Here is an 18285-nt window from a genome sequence, read left to right as displayed (position 1 = left end):
CTCATTGGCCTCTCGCACACAGTATTTGCGATGATGTTAGCGGGGTTCTTCTACTGGACGGAACACTCAAACGCGTCTCGTGAGATGACCCGTGTATGAACCGAGTGATCCTCGTCGTTTCCGTGGCGCTCCTCGTCGTTCTTGCAGGATGTGCGAGCGACACCGGGAGCCCCGAGAATGCGATTGACGACTCTCAGACCGTTGGGAACGCTCTCGAGGTTGTTGACATGAACGTCAAGGAGGTGTCGCCCGACGAGGAGTACATCGTCCTCGAGAATACCGCTGATGAGCCCGTCGATTTGTCTGGGTTTGAACTCCGAGACCGAGAGGGTGGACAGGTCGATGGCGGCCTCTCGCCGTTTTCGTTTCCAAGTGAGTTCGTCCTAGAGTCTGGGGAGACGGTGAAGATAACGACCGGTGAAGGCGATCCGACGGACAACGAGCTGTATTGGGGATACAACGTGAATATCTGGCGAGACGATGGCGACGTGGTTCGGCTCGTCGATGCCAGTGGCCAGGTCGTGCTTGAGCACGCCTACGGCGATAGCGATCTCGATGAGTCTGTGTCGGACGGCGATGGAGAGAGCGGCACTGGTGACGAGAGCGATGATGTCAACGAAAGTCCTGTTGACGGTGAACTCGAGATTCACCACATCGATGTCGGGCAAGGCGATTCGACTCTCATCATCACACCCGCGAATGAGACGATTCTGATCGATACTGGCGACTGGCGCCAAGACGGTAGTGAGGTTATCGCCTATCTTGACGCCCAGGGGATCGATCGGATTGATCACCTCGTCTCGACGCATGCCGATGCCGATCACATCGGTGGCCACGCCGCCGTGATCGAGCATTTCGAGACGACTGGCGAGGGCGTTGGGTCCGCGTACGATTCGGGTGTTCCATCGGATTCAGCTACCTATGAGAACTACCTCAATACCGTCGACGAGCACGACGTCAATCTTCTCATCGTCGAAAGCGGTGATGAACTGCCGCTTGAGGGCGATGTCTCTGCCCAGGTGATGAACCCGCCTGCTGGAGATACTGGGAGTGATGTCAACGATAACAGTGTCGTGCTGGCGCTCGAGTTTGGCGACTTCCAGTATTTAGCGCCCGGCGACGTCGATACTGGCGTCGAGCAGCGGCTAGTCGATGAGTGGGGAAGCGACCTCGAGAGCGACGTCTACAAAGCCGGCCATCATGGGTCATCGACCTCCTCGAGTGACGCCTTCGTGGATGTCATCGCTCCTGGGACGGCCATCATCTCGAGTGCCTACGACTCACAGTACGGGCATCCGAGTGACGAGGTCCTCGAACGGTTTGGCGATCGGGATATCGAAACGTACTGGACTGGGGTCCACGGAGATATTATGGTTCGCACCGATGGCACGTCAATCGAGGTAGAGACGGAAGAGTCGTTCTCGACGGACGCTGAGGATATTCTTGCGGAAACACCTGATTCCGACGACGAGACGAACTCTCTGATATCTCCTCCGCTGGTTGCCAGTGGAATTGATGGAGCTGTCGCTCCTGCTATGGGGTGAGAAAGATGGATGGGACTTACACTGGCGTCGTCGATCGAATTGAGGACGGTGAGATTGCTGTCATCTTGCTCGAGGAGAACGAGCAGGTGATCGAGCAAGTCGATGTCCCTGTGGCTCGATTGCCTGAGCCCGCTCAAACAGACGGTGGCGTGCTTTCGGTGACGCTTGAGGATGGTGAAATCACGTCGGTGGAGTACCGACTGGACGCCACTCGCGAACGCCGTGAGTCTGCGCAGGAGAAACTGGATCGGTTGTCGAAGAAGTTGTCTGATTGCGAGGAGTGAGTCGACGCTGGCGGTGATGAAGAGAAGCTCTCAAGGAAAGAACGTGTGGTGGACACTTGGTTCTGTTCCGAAATTCCGTCTGATAAATGACGAATCGTGGATTGTCAAACGCTCAGTACAGATATAAACCGATCAGTTTTGTTCCTGTTGATAAGCAATTCGTTGGAGAGCGTCAGCGATCGCCTCCACAGCAGCGACGAACCGCCACGAGAGATAGAGTGCCCCAAGCAGTATGCCAAGCCAGATTATAGATGTTATATGTTGAGTGATGAATAAGTATACTACCAAAAGCCCGTAGAGGACACCGATTCCGATGAACCATTTCTGGGGAATTGTTGGTGGAGACCAACCAGACATATTTCTCTTTTCTAAGAAGGTGTACATAAAATCAGCTATCTCTGAATCGACATATGTCTCTATACTTCCTGATCGTGTGTCCGAGAAATCGGAGAGGGTCGGATAGGGGATCGTGAACCAGCGGTAAGTACAGGGCACGTAGTTAGCAGACAAGACATATGGTGGAATAGTTAAAACACTCACACAATGAACAATAATCCGGTCATCTTACGCCTCAATCTGATTATCGCACTTTTGCTTAGCAACCTTGTGCTGCTGCTTATCCTTATTCTCCCCCGGGAATTGTTACTTATCGGAGGGGGTGTGATTTTGTTCCTAACTCCTATGGTGGCTCTGTTAATGATCCGACTTCTTCGATAAGTTCGCATCTGTAGTGTGCGGATGGGTCACTGAAACAGTTGTGAAGGGGAGTAGGTCTCGGTAAGTGGCTTGCAACCATCGCTTTCGATAATAGGGTGAAAGCCCCTGTCACGCTCGAGTCCCGCGCCTCGCTGCGCTCCTCACAGGTTGCGGTGCTTGCGTCGGCGGGGTTCCTCGAGCGCGCCAGCCCCTTTCAGTCCCACCTCACGTGGACTGATCGGGCTGCTGTCGCGTCGGTTGCCCGCGCTTAGATATCGGCCCGCCCCGCTCGCCGCGTGCCGCCCTCCGCATCGCTCGCGACCGACCATTCCGGGCTGCGGTTCGCTCCTGGCGTCGCTCACCGTTCCGGGCTAAAATGAATCTGGTCTCGACGCCAGCATTAAGCGCGTTTTCGGTTGCGCCCCTCGCGGGATTTCGCGTTCCAGCGCTTGGTGCCGCCTGCGCTGTCGCGCGCCACACTGCGGCGCGCGTTCTCGACGACAGTCGCGCTGGACACGGACCCGCAGTCCGGGACGGACACGAGAAACGGCTTAAAGCTGGCCGCTCGCTCCGGGCGGGTCGCCGCGCGGTGCTGGTTGGAACACCGCATTCAGGCGCGCTCTCGCTCGCGCCCAGATGGGCGCTCGCGAAGGCGCGAGCGCGAGCGCGCAGATGGATCTAGTCGGTCGGCGTCGTCGGAAAACCGCGATGCTGGGACATCGCGGTGGCAGGCGCGTGAACGCCTTCAGGTGTTAGTACACCAATGTCTAGTAACAACTCGAGTAGCAAGGTCGTTACGGTTGATGAACAGGAACTCAAACAGGCGGACGAGCAGGCGGTCGATGAAGACGGCTTCCCGGTCGTCGACGAGACGCCGGAATTCGAGGCAACGGTTGAGCAAGAGGTCCAAGCAAAGGTGGATGCAAACCACCCAGACGGGATCGTCGATACAGATGATGAGCGGATCTCTGGCGCGACCCTCGAACAGGAAGAGCGCATTCGAGCACGAGAGGATGAACTTGAGCGAATCAGTGCACAGGCCGAGATAGGGACACAAGAAGGTCGTGAGAAACGAACGCGAACGATCGCTGCGGACCAGAACAAAGCGCGGCGTGTGGAATTCCAGAAACGGGCGGCGAGCGTGGACCCAATGGCGGACCCGGAGCGGGCGGATCCCCGGACAGAACTTACCCAAGAGCAGTTGGCGGCCGTGAACAAGCAGTCGATGCGACTCGCAAAGCGGTTGGATGGTTGGTCTCGAGCGGCGATCAGCCGGCGGTTGGGAGAGTCCGTCGTCAGTGGTCAGGACCTGACGAGTGCGGTCGTCAACGTGTTCGAGGAGCTGCAGACGGCACCCGGACACGTCATCCCCATTGGAAAACTCGAGGAAGTCTCTCGGAAGGAGGTGAGCATCGAAGGGCGTGTCGAAACCCTGTGGGATCCCTCACATCCGAGTATCGCGCAGGTTGGTCTCATCGCAGACGACAGTGGCCAGACGCGTGTGACCATCTGGAAGTCATCAGACGCACCGTGGATCGAGGAAGGCGAGCAGGTGCGCATTCACAAGGCTGCCCGGAACTGGCACGAAGGCCGTGTCTCACTGGCCGTGACCGGGTGGTCGACGATTCACTTCCCCGAGCGCGGCCGCTGGTGGGAATAGCCAGGCCTGAGCCCCTTTTTTGCTGGTGTGAACGCAGTCACCGCCACCTCCCACCACCTCCACGGTCCGGGCTGCTCACGGCCGGTGGCCGTTGCGCTGCCGGGCTTTCGCCACAGCATGAATCCGTTCCACGGCGTTGCCGCCACCTAGCGGTTAGAAGGAAGTTTCTTTATCCAAAGCCAGGTGTGAAAATACCCCATCTCGGTTTGGTAACTATGCGTGCAAACTGAACGGCAGACTGTTCACACCTACTCGCGAGAACACGGACTACACCAAACTAAGAGAACTGTGGATACATCGAAAGTCTTCCGCCATTGTGACATACCAGACACTATTGGCCCAACTCTTGCCAAATAGTGGTTAAGCATCCACATACGCACGATATTTTAGGATTTTGTAATCGTTGTTGGCGGCTTTTGAAAACAAATGCGGAATACTTAACCGTATAGTCGTATTTTGAGTTAGTGTAATGGCAAACGGTACGGTTGATTTCTTCAACGACACAGGCGGCTACGGTTTCATTTCGACGGACGATGCGGACGACGACGTGTTCTTCCACATGGAAGACGTTGGCGGTCCGGACCTCGAAGAAGGCACAGACATTGACTTCGATATCGAACAGGCCCCCAAGGGTCCCCGCGCGACGAACGTCGTCCGCAACTAATTCCGACTTCATTGTCGCCTTGGCGACCGTGAACAACGATTTCGTTTTTAGACTCGTACGGCTGAGTCCGTGTCTTTCGTGATCGCTCCTTCACCGGTATTTATCGCGAGTTTCACGAAGAGCCCTGAATAAAGGAACACTGCTACTGTCTACTGAGAGAGTGGTTTCTGTGCCCCACGAGTGGAGTGAGGGGCAGTCAGAGTTGCTCATTGCCCTTCGTGAACACCATGGCTTTCAGAGAGGTTTACGAGACAACATTCGACGAAGATGTCCAGCCCAACTCGAGCGCCAGTCCGTGCCCCAAATGCAATGGACGAGTGACCACCAACGCAGTCGAAACTCGTTGTGAAGACTGTGGATTCCTTCTCGAACCGCAACAATACCAGACCCAGAAAAGAGTCAATCCCACTTAGATAGAATGCCATTGAGAAAAACTACACAAGTATTGGAACAAGATATTTACTGGAGTAACAACATAGGTTTGGATAATGCCAGAATGTGATGGGTGTGGCTCTCATGTCACAGAGAACTACTACCGGGTTTTTGCTGTTGATGGTGATCTGCCAGCGTGTATTCATTGTGCCAGCAACCGTGAAGCTCGAGAAGCAGGACTTCGGCAGCAATAGCGTCCAAGTGAACTTATTCCCGAGATCTTCTCTACCGGACTGGAACCTGATCAAGACGTGAGGCAATACAACCCACTACCCACTAATGACTGATCGAGATTCTGACTTCGAGGAGCTTCGTCCGACCGGCGAAGCGTCGCATATCCCAGATGAGAGACTCAGAGAGTGTACTGAGGGTGAGCCAAATCGACAGCGAGTTGCAACAGCGACGACTGGATATCCAGACACTCCAACGGAAACAGACACTGAGTGTCGTTCCTGTGACGCACCGATCCCAGCTGATCAGACCAAATGCCTGTTCTGTCTCACCAATCATCTCGAGAACTCCTCCTCAGAGACAGACGCACCAGCGACAGAATGGACACTCTTCGGCGTCGTCCACATGCTTGTCGAGTCGTCGACGTTCTACGGCGCTGTCGCGAAAGGTGGGGCCGCTGCGACACTCCTTGCCTCGAGTGCGACCGAACAGGCTGTCGACGACTGCACGATCATCTACGATCTCGAGGACGAGCCTGCAGCCCAATTGACAGATCAGTGGCCCGTGCTTCCTGCTGCAGCACAGATCACGTCCACTGACGGTGAGCAACTTCTCGCGGCCGCCCGCGATCGAACAGCGTGGACTGACCAATCAGCGGTGGATAGCGACTGCGAACCAACAACCTATCTCTACGACGAGGGTGGGTCCAGCATTCGCGATGAGCAGCGACTTGCGACGCTGCTCGACAACGCCGGTGATGATGCGTGGCTAGTTCCTGCAATTGCCCTCCAGCAGGCACCTAAAGAACGTGAATCTGAGCATCAGGGCAGTGGCATTCCCACCAAAGAACGCCTCGAGTGTCACCAGTGTGGACGCACAACCGATCATCGATTCAGCGCTCATGAATCGGTTCCCGACGAAATCTGGACCGGCCACGCAATCTGGGAGTGCCAGATCTGCGGGACACCGCGCTATGGGCCGAGCCCAGAATGACTTGCTCCGCGTCATGTCTTAACCAACAGACAGGAATGGTGCAGCGTGGCTGTTGGTTAACAGACCGATCGCCCGTGCTATCGTGTCATGTTTGTCTGCGCCGCGATCGGCCGAGGCGCATTCAATGGACCCACGAAACACACCAGGATACAGACTGCATCGTGCACTCAGCCAACTCAACCATCTCGAGGGCGATCAGCTGACTGACGCAGACAGAGAACGTATCGAGACAGCAACGGCGCTCTTGGAGGAAGTGAGTCTTCTCACTCGACCAGAGCGTGGTGAATCTACTGATACCCACATTGATTCCTAACCGAGCGGGTCATAGGATCGGTCACGGACCCATTTGACGCTGTAGTGAACGGTCAGTACAAGCGGACTATTGAGCATCTTTTAGGTGGACGTACGAATCCTCGAGAGCAAGAATCCACTTTGTATGTAGCTCATCAGCTGTTGCATTTCCTGGGAAAAACACACACTTGTCAGCTTCTCCCGGGTCTTCGATTACGACATGGATAAGTTCATTTTGATCCGAAGTATCGGTTGAAGAGGCGTTTTCAGGTATTCCATCCATGTCATGTCAGCACACGACCTCTGAGGTGAAAAACCTTACATATGGCCAATAGGATGCAGGTCTTCAGACAATAATAGTGATTTCTCGTTATGAGTCTATACGCACTGATATATCTGTGTGGGCGTTGTCGGCCCGATTATCTCGAATGAGCAACACTCGGACTGGACAGGAGATCGTCGCCATCTGTCCTAACTGTGAAGCCGTTTATCCCGCGATTCGGCTTCCTGATGGGAAAATAAGACGGAAGGGAAGGTACCCGCATTGTCAGTGTGGGATTAAATCTCTTGTCGAAATTGAAAGCAAATAGTAGCCACATCTACTTATCGGCTGATTCAATAAAGGTGAGTTGAAAGAAATCATTCACGAATCTTCTATGATGTGCTTCGCTCAAGCAGGGGTGCAGTTTCGGAAGGCACCCGCAGCCAATTCGAAGCTGTCGACGAGTCGAGCGACCTGACGATCGCTGTTGATGCTACTACCGATCCGGATCGTTCTCCTCCGAGAGACAGACGCGTTGCACCGTGATTTTGTGCGCCGGTGATGGCTGCCGGCGCTCTGAGTGAGAACAGACGAGTACTGACCAGAGCGTCGGGACAGTGAGGTATCCCAGATGCATATGTTAATTTACGCACTGGTAGAGGCATCGACAGCAGACGAGGCACTGTCAACCGGAAAGACCGTGTTCGCCCGACTGGTTGGCACGGAGCCGGATTCTTGTGCAGTGTTCGACTACTACGTCACCTTCGACGAAGAGGAGACGACAGTGGCTGGAAAAGCACGGTGGGGCGACCTGCCGGCGGCTGCGCCCGTTACGTCCGACGAAGGTGAAGAACTCCTCGAGCGGGCCTGGGAGACTACGACGGAAACGTTCCAACGAAATCTGAATCGGGTGAAGCAAGCACTCGAGGAACGCAGCGACGATGAGATCATGCGCGATGAGGGCCTCGCTCGGCACGCCTTCCAGCAGGTCGGTGCTTCCCGTGGCCCGTCGATCTGCCTGTATGATCAACACGCGACAGGCATCCGCCATCGCGGACATCTCGATCGCCTCCTCGAGGAGATTGATGAGCGCGAGACATGCTGGATCGTACCGGCAGATGTCCATTTCTGAGTAATCATGCCCCGAATCACCAACTGGACACGAGAGAGCCGAACACCCACGCTGGCATATCGAAACACGGAGACTGGAGCGCGAGCCGTCCTGCATCGTGCACCGGACTCCTACGCGTACAAGTGGCGGGCAGCGATTCTCGTCGACGGCTATCCAGTGTGGTCGCGCGGCTTCGAGACGAAGGAGGCGACCAGCGTTCGGGATGCACTCCGGGACAAACCAGCCCCCGAACTCGCTTGTCCTGAGTGTCCGAACGACGACGTCATCGTCGGCCAGAAATCTGCCGCTGGTGCGAAGGTCAAACGATGGTTCGCCTGTCCTGACTGTGGCTACGAAGCCCCCTCGAAAATCGTCTATGGCGCAGAACGCTAACAGCAGGTGAGAGCGCAAGCTGCGCAGTGAGCATCACTGCACGGCGGGTACTTTTAGTGGTCAATACTGACAGCAGAGACATGAGCGAGGATGTAGTCAGGGCCGCGTTTCCCGAACTCGAGGTGATCGAAGACGACAATCTTCGAGCGGGCGTTACCAGTGCGTGGGCGACGGCCATCGAAGAGAACGACATCGACGACCTCACCGAGGTACCGTGGCTGCCTCCAACACAGCGTGCGTTAGGGTTGGAGAACGAACGGCTGGTAAGCCACGTTCGGGACGTAACTGCCTGTGCCGTCGCGCTCGCAGAGACACTTCTTGAGCGGCGCGAGGTCACGCTCTCAGTGGATACGGTAGTTGCTGGTGCACTCATCCACGACGTGAGCAAACTCGCCGAATTCGACGGGATGGCCGAGACGCCGGTCTACAACCTGCTCGGACATCCCTACTACGGAGTCTACGTCGTTGCAACAGTGGACCTGCCAGTCGAACTGGCACACATCGTGCTCTCCCATACGAGCCGAACGCCGGTCGAGCCGGCGACGATCGAAGCGGAACTCATCAAGAGAGCCGACGAAGTCGCAGCAGCCGCCATCCGGTCACAGGCGACAGATGACCTTCGAACCGTATAACCGCTGCATCGAACGACCGGTGCTTCCCCCGTACTTACCGTAGCACGTGGTCATCTCTCACTTGCGGAAAAACCAGAGAGCAATGCAGTTTTTCGTGCCTCAACAGGGGTAGAGGCAACATCCAATGAGCGATACACCAAAGCAACCTCCAAACTCGAGCGAACTCTCACCAGCTCAGCGGCTCGAGGCACCAAACACACGGCTGATTGATGCCAGCATCGCGACGATCAACGATATGGAGACGCTTCGAGCCTGCATCGCCTATGAAAACCAGCACCAACAACGTGTTCCGATCCTCCGCCTGCTCGAGAGACGGGCCAACGAACTCCGCTTGCAGGAGGACAATGGCTAACTCGACACTGCCAGTGTCAGATTGCAGAACGACTGAGAGAGATCCCGCCAACCACCTGCGCTGTGCATGATGACGCGAAAGCCGTCACCAGTCATCCCTGTATCTCCGTCCCCGCCTGGAAGCTCGTGAGATCATCGATACGCTCTTCGAGTGCTTCGATTTCCTGTTGCAGTTCCTCAGCTTCTGTCTCCTCGCTGGCGGCAAGTCGGTCCTTCAAGCCCTGGAGGCGCGACTCCTTGACGTCGTCATCGACCTCCGCCTTGCGAACGTACTCGCTCTCATCGATCTCGTAGATATCGGACTCGGTGAGCGTCGTTACCTCGAGGGCTTCGTCAACCTTCTGGCGATCAACGCTCATGACGCGCTCGCGGTCGATCCCTTCCGCCTCGAGCATGGAGAGGACGTCTTCGTCATCTTTGAGCGAGCGGTTACGGCGACTCGTGCGCTGGACGGAGCCGTACTGACCGGCAACAGGACGGTCGTGATGAAGCCGTGAGAGAAGTACGTCAGCAACCTCTTGGCGAAAGTCGTTAGCATCGCGCTGGACATCCGACAGCAGCGTATAGAGATTCACCAGTGTGGCCGTCTCCAACTCAGGCAGGTCAGTTACGTCGTGGCGCTCGAGCGCATCGATCAGTAGCAGCGCATCCGAGTAGACGTCCAGACCGTCGGGTTCGGTTCGGTCGTCATCGGTGTCTGGTTCATGTGCTGTGTCGGCCAGTTGGGTCGTCGTCGGTCCGTCTGTCTCTGCGATCACACCCGCATCTTCGTCGATCTCGAACCGTGGATGAACACTCAACACCGCTGGATACGGGTCAGCATCTGGCGGGAGCCGGTCGAGGTCGAACCCATCATGTGTGGTCTGTATCTGATGGTAGAGTGTCTCGAACTGATCGCGCTGGAGCGGACGCTTCTCGTTCGACTCGTCAAACTGGACGATAACGCGGTGTTCTTGGGCATCTGTGATATGGATGCGAGAGTGCGACAATGGTGTGATCAGTGTCGCGTCCGCCGGCAGCTCATCCAGATGCTCGAGAAGCGTGTGCCAACTGACGCTAAAGGGCATACGGGGAAGTTACGCGCTGACCTGACTAAACCTTGTTCTCGACGGGTATCAGAGAACTCTCTCACTGGTTTGATCCACCGACTGCTGCGGTGAATTTGCCGGTAAGTAGATGTGCGAATTTAGCGTTGATACTTCTACCATCTACCAGAGATGTTGACGGAGTCGTGCTAAATACAAGGCGTCAGTGCTAAAGTGATCCGAATTTAGATTGGTTGGATCATGCAGTATAGAATAAGCTGTGACTGACAGAGAATGAAATCACTCTATGCTTTATATAATTAAAATATGAGGGAAAGACCTTGGAAAGCGAATGCCATTCCGATCAAGAGAGTGCCAGTGTGCACAAAGAATCGATCAATCTCAGCATTCAATCGGTCCTCGTAATACGACCGATTAAAGGATTGGCCCGAGAGGTTGGGATAGCGAGGAATATTAAAAACAATCTCATTTCCATCATCAGATAAACTAAAATACATTTCTTCGTCGGATATTTGACCTACGAACCCTGTCATGCGATTCAACAATTGTTCCATCTCCTTATCTCCTTCTTGAGACTGATGCTTTAATTCCATTAGATCTTCAGCTAATCTGTGAAGATTTGTATCCTTAACCTCATCTATGAATTTTAAGTCCTCCTCCGTGTATGACGGCCTGGTGGTGGGTTGGCCCGATTCGGTGAGATAATCAAACATCGGGAGAAATGCATCGTGGTCACTACGTACCCGACGTTCAGGGAGTGTATCAAGCCCCTGATCCAAGAGGGTAAGATCCCACTGTGACCATGGTGCTATTTTGGAGATCTTTATACCAATTTTACGAAGTGTTGAAAACTCATTACTAACTGCTATAATTGACCCGAGAAGACCGAAAATAAGGCCTATTATCTCCAATGTGGTTTGAACCATGATACGGGTCATGGATCGGCTTCTATTCAAATAATGGTAGTCCCCATGCTGAAGAAATCTCTCTATTCAGCAGGCCGATCTTGATAGCATCCGGACAGGCGGAATTTAGCAGCGATAATTGTACTACCTGAACTTATCGATTCAGAAGTGCCCAAGAAGGAAGTGGTGAACAGTTCGATGACTCGATCTAAGAGTAGAACTTCTCGAGCAGAGCGGGAAGAACAGCATGGACGAATCCGCAGGCGTAGCCGATCTGTCACAGAGGGTTAACATAGCAGTAATTAGATGCCAGACTACCCTGTCCGCGGGAGTTGTTTGTGCGCCGGTGATGGGTGCTGGCGTAGTCGCGCTGGAGAGGAGAAATCGATGTCAACCCGAAGTCAACTCCGATTCGTCCACCGAAACGAGTCTGCAGCAGAACAGAATTCAACCAATCGCATCGCACAGGTCTACCGGCATTCCGACGGCTATCCGAAAAGCGTCCTCCGTGACCTTGCCCAACTCAAACAGCTGCTCGAGAAGACACGAACGGAACGTGGACCCAGCTACGCCGCTGCGCAGTTCATCTTCCTCGAGACGCTCTCGAGTATGGGCCTCTACATAGACGAAGGGCGTGACCGAAGTATTCGCGCAGACCAGCCGGATGACTTGCTGGACCCGTCGAACATGGCACATCTTGAGCAACCGTTGTTCCTGCTCGGTCACGGTGTCGAAAATCCCGTCAACGGCATTCATGGAGATGAAGAGTACCTCTACGTCGTCGAACTGCCAACGCGAACCCCATTCGATGAACCGGCCGAGTGGACCGTCAAGGTGAGCGACCATGCCGGCTTTCCTCGGTGGGACGGGCCGACAGACAGCGCGTTCGAGCAAGCCTCGTGGCAGTTTCAGGGGTCGCTGGAAACTGCTCTCGAGGAGTTGCAAGCCGAGTCTGCGTAACGTTTGACTCAGGTACGCTAGGTTGAAATTGAAGATTGAGGATACTCCAGCCGTTAGGTCGTTACTCGAGCAACTGCTGATTCATTCGATTATGAGTTATTCCAACCAGCCAAATCATTGATTAGATGTTAGGTGATTAAATGAAACTCACAGATATTATACTAACCTGTGAGATAAGTAGGGTATCAGAAACAAGATGAATTCGAATACCAGACTAGGCTGGCTGATCGCATATATTATCGTAGCTGTCAGCCTCATTGGAGGAATGATTGCTGTCAATACAGGAAGTATTACTGTTCAACGGCCGATCAGTGTGACAACTACCCTCTTGAGCGCTCTGCTCACTGCTACTGTGATCCTACTCACACAGCAGCAGGTCGAGTTGAGTCGAAGGCAAGTGGAGATGGAAAAACGGCTAATGCAATTTGAAACCGAGCCCTCTATCGAAGTCGTTGATCGATGGTTTGAGGATGATGATGTATATCTTAAGCTTGCTAACTATGGACATGGCGTGGCACAGGATTTAAAGTTAAATTGTATTCTGGAATGCCCTGAGACGGACTGGTTCCAGCCTGAAGCAAGTCAAACTCCTCTTCGCCGCTATGATTCCACAGAAAAGCGTGTTTTAGAAGACACCTCCGCTCGTCCCCAGGAGGAACCAGTAACATTCGTCGCAAAGAATATTACTACCGCTCGAGTCCCTAAGGGAGAAACAGAGCCAATTACAGAAGAATTTCAAACTTGTTTCCGATCATTAATATCCAATGGAGGTGGTAGTGTCACCGTTGAGTATCGGATTACCGGCAACGCGAATGTTATTGATGACTTTGATATCGACCGCGCTGCTGGGGATAGCATGACTGTCGAATTAACTGATCTACCGGATTCCCCAACTGCTGAGTCAGTCTATCGTTATCAATTAAACTGATGGGTTTATTATTTATCAGAACAAAGAATATTTGTCACTTCACAATCGCGAAAGGGTATGAGCAAATCGTCGTACGATATTCCGGACCGGATCGAAACAGCGGATCATAAATACCTAAACTGTAGGATTGGTGAAAATGTTCGGCCAGATAATGAGAATACTCAAAGAGTCTTAAATAATATTGAAGAAGCACTGTCAGAGCAGTTTCTTCAGCTATACTATAAGTATCCGCAGACTGGACGCGGTGATGCAGAGTATATTGATGTCGTCGGCTTAGCTTCTTCCGTTGGCGCGTTTGTTATGAATATTGTTGATATCGAAATTGATGATATTGAACGCCTCACCGGGCCTGATTGGCAACTTGCTGGAGAATCTACATCGATTCGACCGGAGAACACAGTGGGCGATGCAATGATCGCGGTACGGCGGCAGTTCGAAAACCGCGATGAATTACGAACCGATGACCGACAATCAAAAATTCCAGTCTCTGATTTTGTCGTCTTACCAAACATTACGAGGAGAAAATGGCATGAAACCTTTGAAGACAAAGCATCTGAACGGCTCATTTTCAAGGATACACTGGCCAATCGTGAAGAGCTGAAGGACAAGCTAACGGCATTATTGGAATCTCCGCTTGATGATGAAATACTCCGTCACGGTTTGGCAACTTTAAAATTCAGTGATAGCATCAGTGGTGGCCAGCTCAATGCTGCAATTACGCCGAAGTCAAAGCGTGAATTGCTTGACTTCCTTGATCGTCGTTTAAAAATCTTAACTGATAAACAGCTAAAGATCGGGCTCCAGACACCGGATGCGCCACAACATATTCGTGGTATCGCGGGATCTGGAAAAACTGTCGTCTGTGCACTTCGGGCGGCCAAATTACACTGGGAACATCCTAAGTGGACCATCGCAGTTGCATTTCGAACGCATGGGCTCCGGCAGAGTCACGAGGAACTGATAGCAGCCTTCTATCAGAACTTTTCCGGTGGAGATGATCCAAACTGGAGCCAGTTACATGTCCGTCACGGTTGGGGTGGACGTAGCACAGGTCCAGGGATGTACTACGAAATCGCTAGGGAATCAGGCGAATCTCCATTGAGTTACGATGACGCCAAACGAAAGTTCGGTCGATACACTAAGACTCCTAAGCTCTTAGATAAATGCTGTCGAAATCTTATCGAGACAGGAGAAATTGAAGAATTATACGATACAATTATTATCGATGAAGCTCAGGACCTAACGCCCCACTTTTTCAGAATGTGCTATGCAGCTCTTTCTGAGCCCAAACGCATCTACTGGGCATACGACGAAGCGCAGAATCTAGCCTCGCTTGAAGCCCTCTCAGCTGTTGATCTATTCGGGGTTGATGAAAACGGTAACCCACGAGTGTCAGTCTCAGGCAAACTACCGGGAGGTATTAACAGCACCCACATTATGAGGAAATCATTCCGAACCCCTCGTTCGATCCTTATGACTGCTCACGCATTCGGTATGGGGTTATATCGTGACGGGCCGGTGATCCAAACATTGACTACACAGGAAGGTTGGGATCGACTCGGTTACGAAGTTACCGACGGGGACTTCAAACAATCGTCAGTCGGGGAGAGAGTGGTGATTAAGCGACCTGTAGACAACTCACCTCACCCGTTCTGGGAACTTCAAGAACCAAGCGAGCTGCTCCGGCTCTACTGGGGAAAAAACTGGAAAGATGAGATCAACTGGGTTATTGATGACATTGAGCAGAATCTCGAAGAAGAAAATGTATTGCCTCACGAGATTATGATCACCCATCTATGGCCGTATAAGAAGCGCCAAGATCCTCTTGATCAATTAAAAGCTGGTCTTGAGGAACGGCTTGGAGGTTTGCAAGAAAATCGTGACTCGATTGTTCATCATGTGACAGAGACAGTGAGCCAACAGGGGCGGCGAGCAAATTTTAAAGAGAAAGGAAAAGTAACTATTTCGGAGGTTCATCATGCTCGTGGGAACGAAGCTGGCTTAGTCTATGTAATGGGACTAGATAGTGTCGCTGAAGAAGTGTCGAAGGATGTGTCGGACAGCAATTGGCGTCGTCAACATCTTCGATCGCGGAACAAAGCGTTTGTTGCCCTGACACGAACACAAGGATGGTGTCGACTTACAGGGACAGATCCGACAAGCAAAATCGCTGGTGAACTAAATAGAGTTGTCAACGATACTAGGAGTACAGACCCAAAGCTTCAATTCAATGTGCCAGATGATGATGGCCCATTTAAAAGCATGGATCTTGTTGATTATAGTGATGACTGAATAGATAGGGGGGTACTATGTAACAAATAATTATGATCTATTCCACGAATTTGTCAAGTGTTCCAGTAGTCTGTTGGACATCAGATCCTAGTTTCCAAACCGCGCTGTTGGGAGGGTTCTATTTATAAGTCTTATGTTACTATTAAATCTAGAAGGATTTGCACGATATCAACCGGGTATGGGAATTGATTAGATCACTATTGTTGTACACTATGTCAAATATATTATTTCATATCTAACTCACGCATATTATCACATATATGATCTATTATCCACGGTTTGCGATAAGAATGGGGTCAGAGAGATCTCCTGCTACCTTCCCCGGGTTTTCTCTCGGTTTAACAGTGCGAGCTTGAGGATGTCGCGATCTCGATCGGCGTTCGTGGGCGTGAAGTACGCATCTTCGACGTAGATACCAGCACCTAATCGAAGTGGAAGGCCAACCTCTGCAAGATGCTGAGAAGCGTCTCTTCGAGTTCTCGATTGAGGCGTTCGATATCAGTCGGAGATGCATCGAGTTGATCCTTCCAAAACAGTCGGTGTTAGGACACACCGACTTTCGGATGTGCTATCGAACGGTTGCTATCGAGAGATATCGCGTACTTCGTGTAATAGTGCTTCACTTCCTTCGGTAACTCATGTGATGAAAACGCTCACGGACGCACCGCAGGCCGAGAGTCGCCATACGATGGTCTCCATATCCAATTCGCCAAAAGACGTCATCTCATGAGAGATCGTCGGCTAATTACCATCTGGCGTGAAAATATCGTTTCATGACCGAAATCGGACTGGTGAGTTGCACGAAAACGAAGCGCGAACATGCGGCACCACCAGCAGAACTCTACTCTCCATCAGCGTTGTTCAGCAAAGCGCGACAATACTGTGAGCAGTATCACGACGACTGGTATATCCTCTCAGCGAAGCACCAGCTGCTCGAACCAGACGGCTCGCCGATCGAGCCGTATGACGAGACGCTGACCGGCGCTCGAGTCGCACGAAAGCGAGAGTGGTCCCAAGGGGTATACGAGGAACTGGAAGAAGCAGGTCTGCTCGAGTCCGACATCACGCTCGTGTTCCATGCGGGGAAAGCATACTACGAGGAACTACTCCCGTTGATCGAGGACCACGACGTCACGGTACAGATTCCGACAGAGGGACTACTGATCGGAGAACGACTCAGTTGGTACAATCAGCGTCTATGAACGGGCGAGAGCAGAGCCCAGAAGGTTCGACGAGCAAAGCAGCGATCTGGGAAGCATGGCTCGAGGACACGCTCTTGCCGGACCTCCGATCTGATGAGACACCGGATCCGGTCCCATTTTTCGAATCCACTGACGACAGACTCGAGACGAGCGATGCACTGGGGAGCTACAAATGGGGGATGAACGACGGTGACTACCTCTATCTGATCTACCTCTTGGATGGGCCGGTCACAGACGCGCAGAGCGTGATCCCTGTGTATGTGGGCGAATCGAACGACATCAGCTCACGGATCGGACAACACTCCCGGAAGATCCGCGATTCGCTTCCAATTACGGAGTGGGAAGACGATGGCGAGTGGGGAAGCTTCTCGAAGTATGATCAGATCGCAGCAGTCGCCCAACGTGCGGACAGCCGATTGTACGTTTGGATCGTTGACGTCGACAAACTCGAGTCCGGTCCCTACGAGTTCGAGACGTATCGCCAGGAACTCGAGGCAAAACTCGTTGGACTGGTTCACGCACAGCCCGAATACGAGCAGATCTTCGCCAATCGCGAGTTCGTTCCAAATCGAATTCTACACGAAATAGGCAAGGCTGGGACGGAGTGGGTCGCAGACGAAATCACCGCACAGGACAGACAGTGGCCGAGTGGCGGCGAAAATACGCGGGCCAACCCCATGACGAAGGACGAGTGTTGGGAAGCGTGGGCTGAAGAGTACATACTGGCTGATATCCAAAGCGGAGGACAGTCGGACCCGATTCCGCTCTTTGATGTGACCGACGAATTACGGGTTCGAACACGCGACGACGGAACGCTCGAGCGCTCTGCAGAGATCGATACCCGGATTCGCCGTGAAGGCCGGAAGTGTGTCGACGAGGACGGCATCCGTGCGGACGGCGACGATGGCCTGCTGTACATCATGTACCAGCTCGAGGAACCTGCAGAGACTGCAACACCTGCTGACATCGTGCCCCGGTATATCGGCAAGGCAGAGGCATACGGGAAGAAGCGAGAGCTCAGTGCAAACTTCACAGAGATCGCCTACGAGCGGGATGGGACGCGAAGCTTTGCGCGGTGGGGTGGTGGAAACTACTGGCATATCGGCGAACTCTCACAGGCACTCACTGGTGACGACGAACGCAAACAGCACTGGGTTGAGGCACTCTTTGAGCCCGACTCACGAACGCTGTCCCAGCAGACGTATCTCTGGGTCCATGCCTGGAATAGGACAGCGGACTGCAGTCCATACGGAACACCCGCAACCCTTGCAGAGGTCGAACCACTGCTGATCGGGACAGCGTACGATGCATACCCAGCGTCGCTCTTGAACAAGAGTGGAACGCCAGACGACGCGCCGATCAAAGTGGAGACCCCAGCGTCCGCTGATTAGCGGCTCTTCAGCTGCTCGAGACAGACGTATTTTTGAGACCCCCTGAGGGGTGGAGGTCTTCTCGAGTTCAGTTCGGT

General features: G+C 53.1%; 20 protein-coding genes and 1 pseudogene. 16 read left to right on the top strand and 5 right to left on the bottom strand.

Translation table 11 applies throughout. From position 1 onward, the window contains the following. Window positions 1-95 precede the first annotated feature (95 nt). Together MU558_RS22850 and MU558_RS22845 are read left to right on the top strand one after the other, a co-directional pair. The gene (locus tag MU558_RS22850; protein ID WP_377071354.1) at window positions 96-1544 is read left to right on the top strand and encodes a lamin tail domain-containing protein; all 1449 of its coding nucleotides are present in this window, start codon (window positions 96-98) and stop codon (window positions 1542-1544) included. A 5-nt stretch (window positions 1545-1549) separates the two neighbouring features. Next, on the top strand, window positions 1550-1828 hold the full coding sequence (locus tag MU558_RS22845) for a DUF3006 domain-containing protein (RefSeq protein WP_246976726.1): 279 nt from the start codon (window positions 1550-1552) through the stop codon (window positions 1826-1828). A gap of 132 nt (window positions 1829-1960) precedes the next feature. Here the strand turns inward: MU558_RS22845 and MU558_RS22840 are convergent, their stop codons facing one another. Continuing rightward, window positions 1961-2212 (bottom strand): DUF8066 domain-containing protein, encoded by a 252-nt coding sequence (locus MU558_RS22840; protein WP_246976723.1) that lies wholly within the window; start codon window positions 2210-2212, stop codon window positions 1961-1963. 1075 nt (window positions 2213-3287) lie between these two features. Here MU558_RS22840 and MU558_RS22835 point away from each other — a divergent pair. The 5 genes from MU558_RS22835 (at window position 3288) to MU558_RS22820 (ending at window position 6757) form a co-directional block, all read left to right on the top strand. Further along, entirely contained in the window at window positions 3288-4184 is an 897-nt protein-coding gene (locus MU558_RS22835) for a DNA-binding protein (protein WP_246976720.1), read from the top strand. Between the two features lie 469 nt (window positions 4185-4653). Next, complete coding sequence (locus tag MU558_RS22830) at window positions 4654-4848, top strand: cold-shock protein (protein ID WP_008012129.1); 195 nt, start codon at window positions 4654-4656, stop codon at window positions 4846-4848. Between the two features lie 488 nt (window positions 4849-5336). Further along, the gene (locus MU558_RS23490; protein ID WP_425607638.1) at window positions 5337-5474 is read left to right on the top strand and encodes a DUF7563 family protein; all 138 of its coding nucleotides are present in this window, start codon (window positions 5337-5339) and stop codon (window positions 5472-5474) included. Between the two features lie 85 nt (window positions 5475-5559). Continuing rightward, on the top strand, window positions 5560-6444 hold the full coding sequence (locus MU558_RS22825) for a biosurfactant protein 1 (protein ID WP_246976717.1): 885 nt from the start codon (window positions 5560-5562) through the stop codon (window positions 6442-6444). Window positions 6445-6568: 124 nt separating this feature from the next. Further along, on the top strand, window positions 6569-6757 hold the full coding sequence (locus MU558_RS22820; protein ID WP_246976714.1) for a DUF8012 family protein: 189 nt from the start codon (window positions 6569-6571) through the stop codon (window positions 6755-6757). Between the two features lie 66 nt (window positions 6758-6823). Here the strand turns inward: MU558_RS22820 and MU558_RS22815 are convergent, their stop codons facing one another. Next, window positions 6824-7018 carry a DUF7511 domain-containing protein gene (locus tag MU558_RS22815; RefSeq protein ID WP_246976711.1) on the bottom strand — a complete coding sequence of 65 codons (195 nt, stop codon included), beginning with the start codon at window positions 7016-7018 and terminating at the stop codon, window positions 6824-6826. A gap of 610 nt (window positions 7019-7628) precedes the next feature. Here MU558_RS22815 and MU558_RS22810 point away from each other — a divergent pair. The 4 genes from MU558_RS22810 to MU558_RS22795 all read left to right on the top strand — a co-directional run bounded on the left by MU558_RS22810 (window position 7629) and on the right by MU558_RS22795 (window position 9485). Next, window positions 7629-8129, top strand: coding sequence for a DUF7995 family protein (locus tag MU558_RS22810; protein ID WP_246976708.1), 501 nt, complete (start codon window positions 7629-7631; stop codon window positions 8127-8129). Between the two features lie 6 nt (window positions 8130-8135). After that, window positions 8136-8501 (top strand): DUF7568 family protein, encoded by a 366-nt coding sequence (locus MU558_RS22805; protein WP_246976706.1) that lies wholly within the window; start codon window positions 8136-8138, stop codon window positions 8499-8501. Window positions 8502-8581: 80 nt separating this feature from the next. After that, entirely contained in the window at window positions 8582-9133 is a 552-nt protein-coding gene (locus tag MU558_RS22800) for an HD domain-containing protein (protein WP_246976916.1), read from the top strand. Window positions 9134-9257: 124 nt separating this feature from the next. Next, entirely contained in the window at window positions 9258-9485 is a 228-nt protein-coding gene (locus MU558_RS22795) for a DUF8129 domain-containing protein (protein ID WP_246976913.1), read from the top strand. 91 nt (window positions 9486-9576) lie between these two features. On the opposite strand, the gene MU558_RS22790 is transcribed toward MU558_RS22795, so the two are convergent. Then, entirely contained in the window at window positions 9577-10551 is a 975-nt protein-coding gene (locus MU558_RS22790; protein WP_246976910.1) for a DUF7983 family protein, read from the bottom strand. Window positions 10552-10829: 278 nt separating this feature from the next. Further along, on the bottom strand, window positions 10830-11456 hold the full coding sequence (locus MU558_RS22785; protein ID WP_246976907.1) for a PCI domain-containing protein: 627 nt from the start codon (window positions 11454-11456) through the stop codon (window positions 10830-10832). 366 nt (window positions 11457-11822) lie between these two features. Between MU558_RS22785 and MU558_RS22780 the strand changes: the two genes are divergently transcribed. The 3 genes from MU558_RS22780 (at window position 11823) to MU558_RS22770 (ending at window position 15615) form a co-directional block, all read left to right on the top strand. Next, complete coding sequence (locus tag MU558_RS22780; RefSeq protein WP_246976904.1) at window positions 11823-12395, top strand: hypothetical protein; 573 nt, start codon at window positions 11823-11825, stop codon at window positions 12393-12395. Window positions 12396-12591: 196 nt separating this feature from the next. After that, window positions 12592-13323 carry a hypothetical protein gene (locus tag MU558_RS22775; protein ID WP_246976901.1) on the top strand — a complete coding sequence of 244 codons (732 nt, stop codon included), beginning with the start codon at window positions 12592-12594 and terminating at the stop codon, window positions 13321-13323. Between the two features lie 57 nt (window positions 13324-13380). After that, the gene (locus MU558_RS22770) at window positions 13381-15615 is read left to right on the top strand and encodes a DEAD/DEAH box helicase (RefSeq protein WP_246976898.1); all 2235 of its coding nucleotides are present in this window, start codon (window positions 13381-13383) and stop codon (window positions 15613-15615) included. A gap of 542 nt (window positions 15616-16157) precedes the next feature. On the opposite strand, the pseudogene MU558_RS23600 reads toward MU558_RS22770, so the two are convergent. Next, window positions 16158-16253: pseudogene (locus MU558_RS23600) on the bottom strand (DUF7845 domain-containing protein); the annotation flags it as partial. Window positions 16254-16388: 135 nt separating this feature from the next. On the opposite strand from MU558_RS23600, the gene MU558_RS22765 reads away from it, so the two are divergent. Then, window positions 16389-16817: a DUF6884 domain-containing protein gene (locus MU558_RS22765; protein ID WP_246976895.1), complete on the top strand. Its 429-nt coding sequence runs from the start codon at window positions 16389-16391 to the stop codon at window positions 16815-16817. Next, on the top strand, window positions 16814-18208 hold the full coding sequence (locus tag MU558_RS22760; RefSeq protein ID WP_246976892.1) for a GIY-YIG nuclease family protein: 1395 nt from the start codon (window positions 16814-16816) through the stop codon (window positions 18206-18208). Before MU558_RS22765 ends, MU558_RS22760 begins: the two co-directional genes overlap by 4 nt. Window positions 18209-18285 lie beyond the last annotated feature (77 nt).

Source organism: Natribaculum luteum (assembly GCF_023008545.1).
Classification (GTDB): Archaea; Halobacteriota; Halobacteria; order Halobacteriales; family Natrialbaceae; genus Natribaculum; species Natribaculum luteum.
Note: the sequence above shows the minus strand (reverse complement) of the source record. Positions and strands in the feature narration are given on the sequence as shown.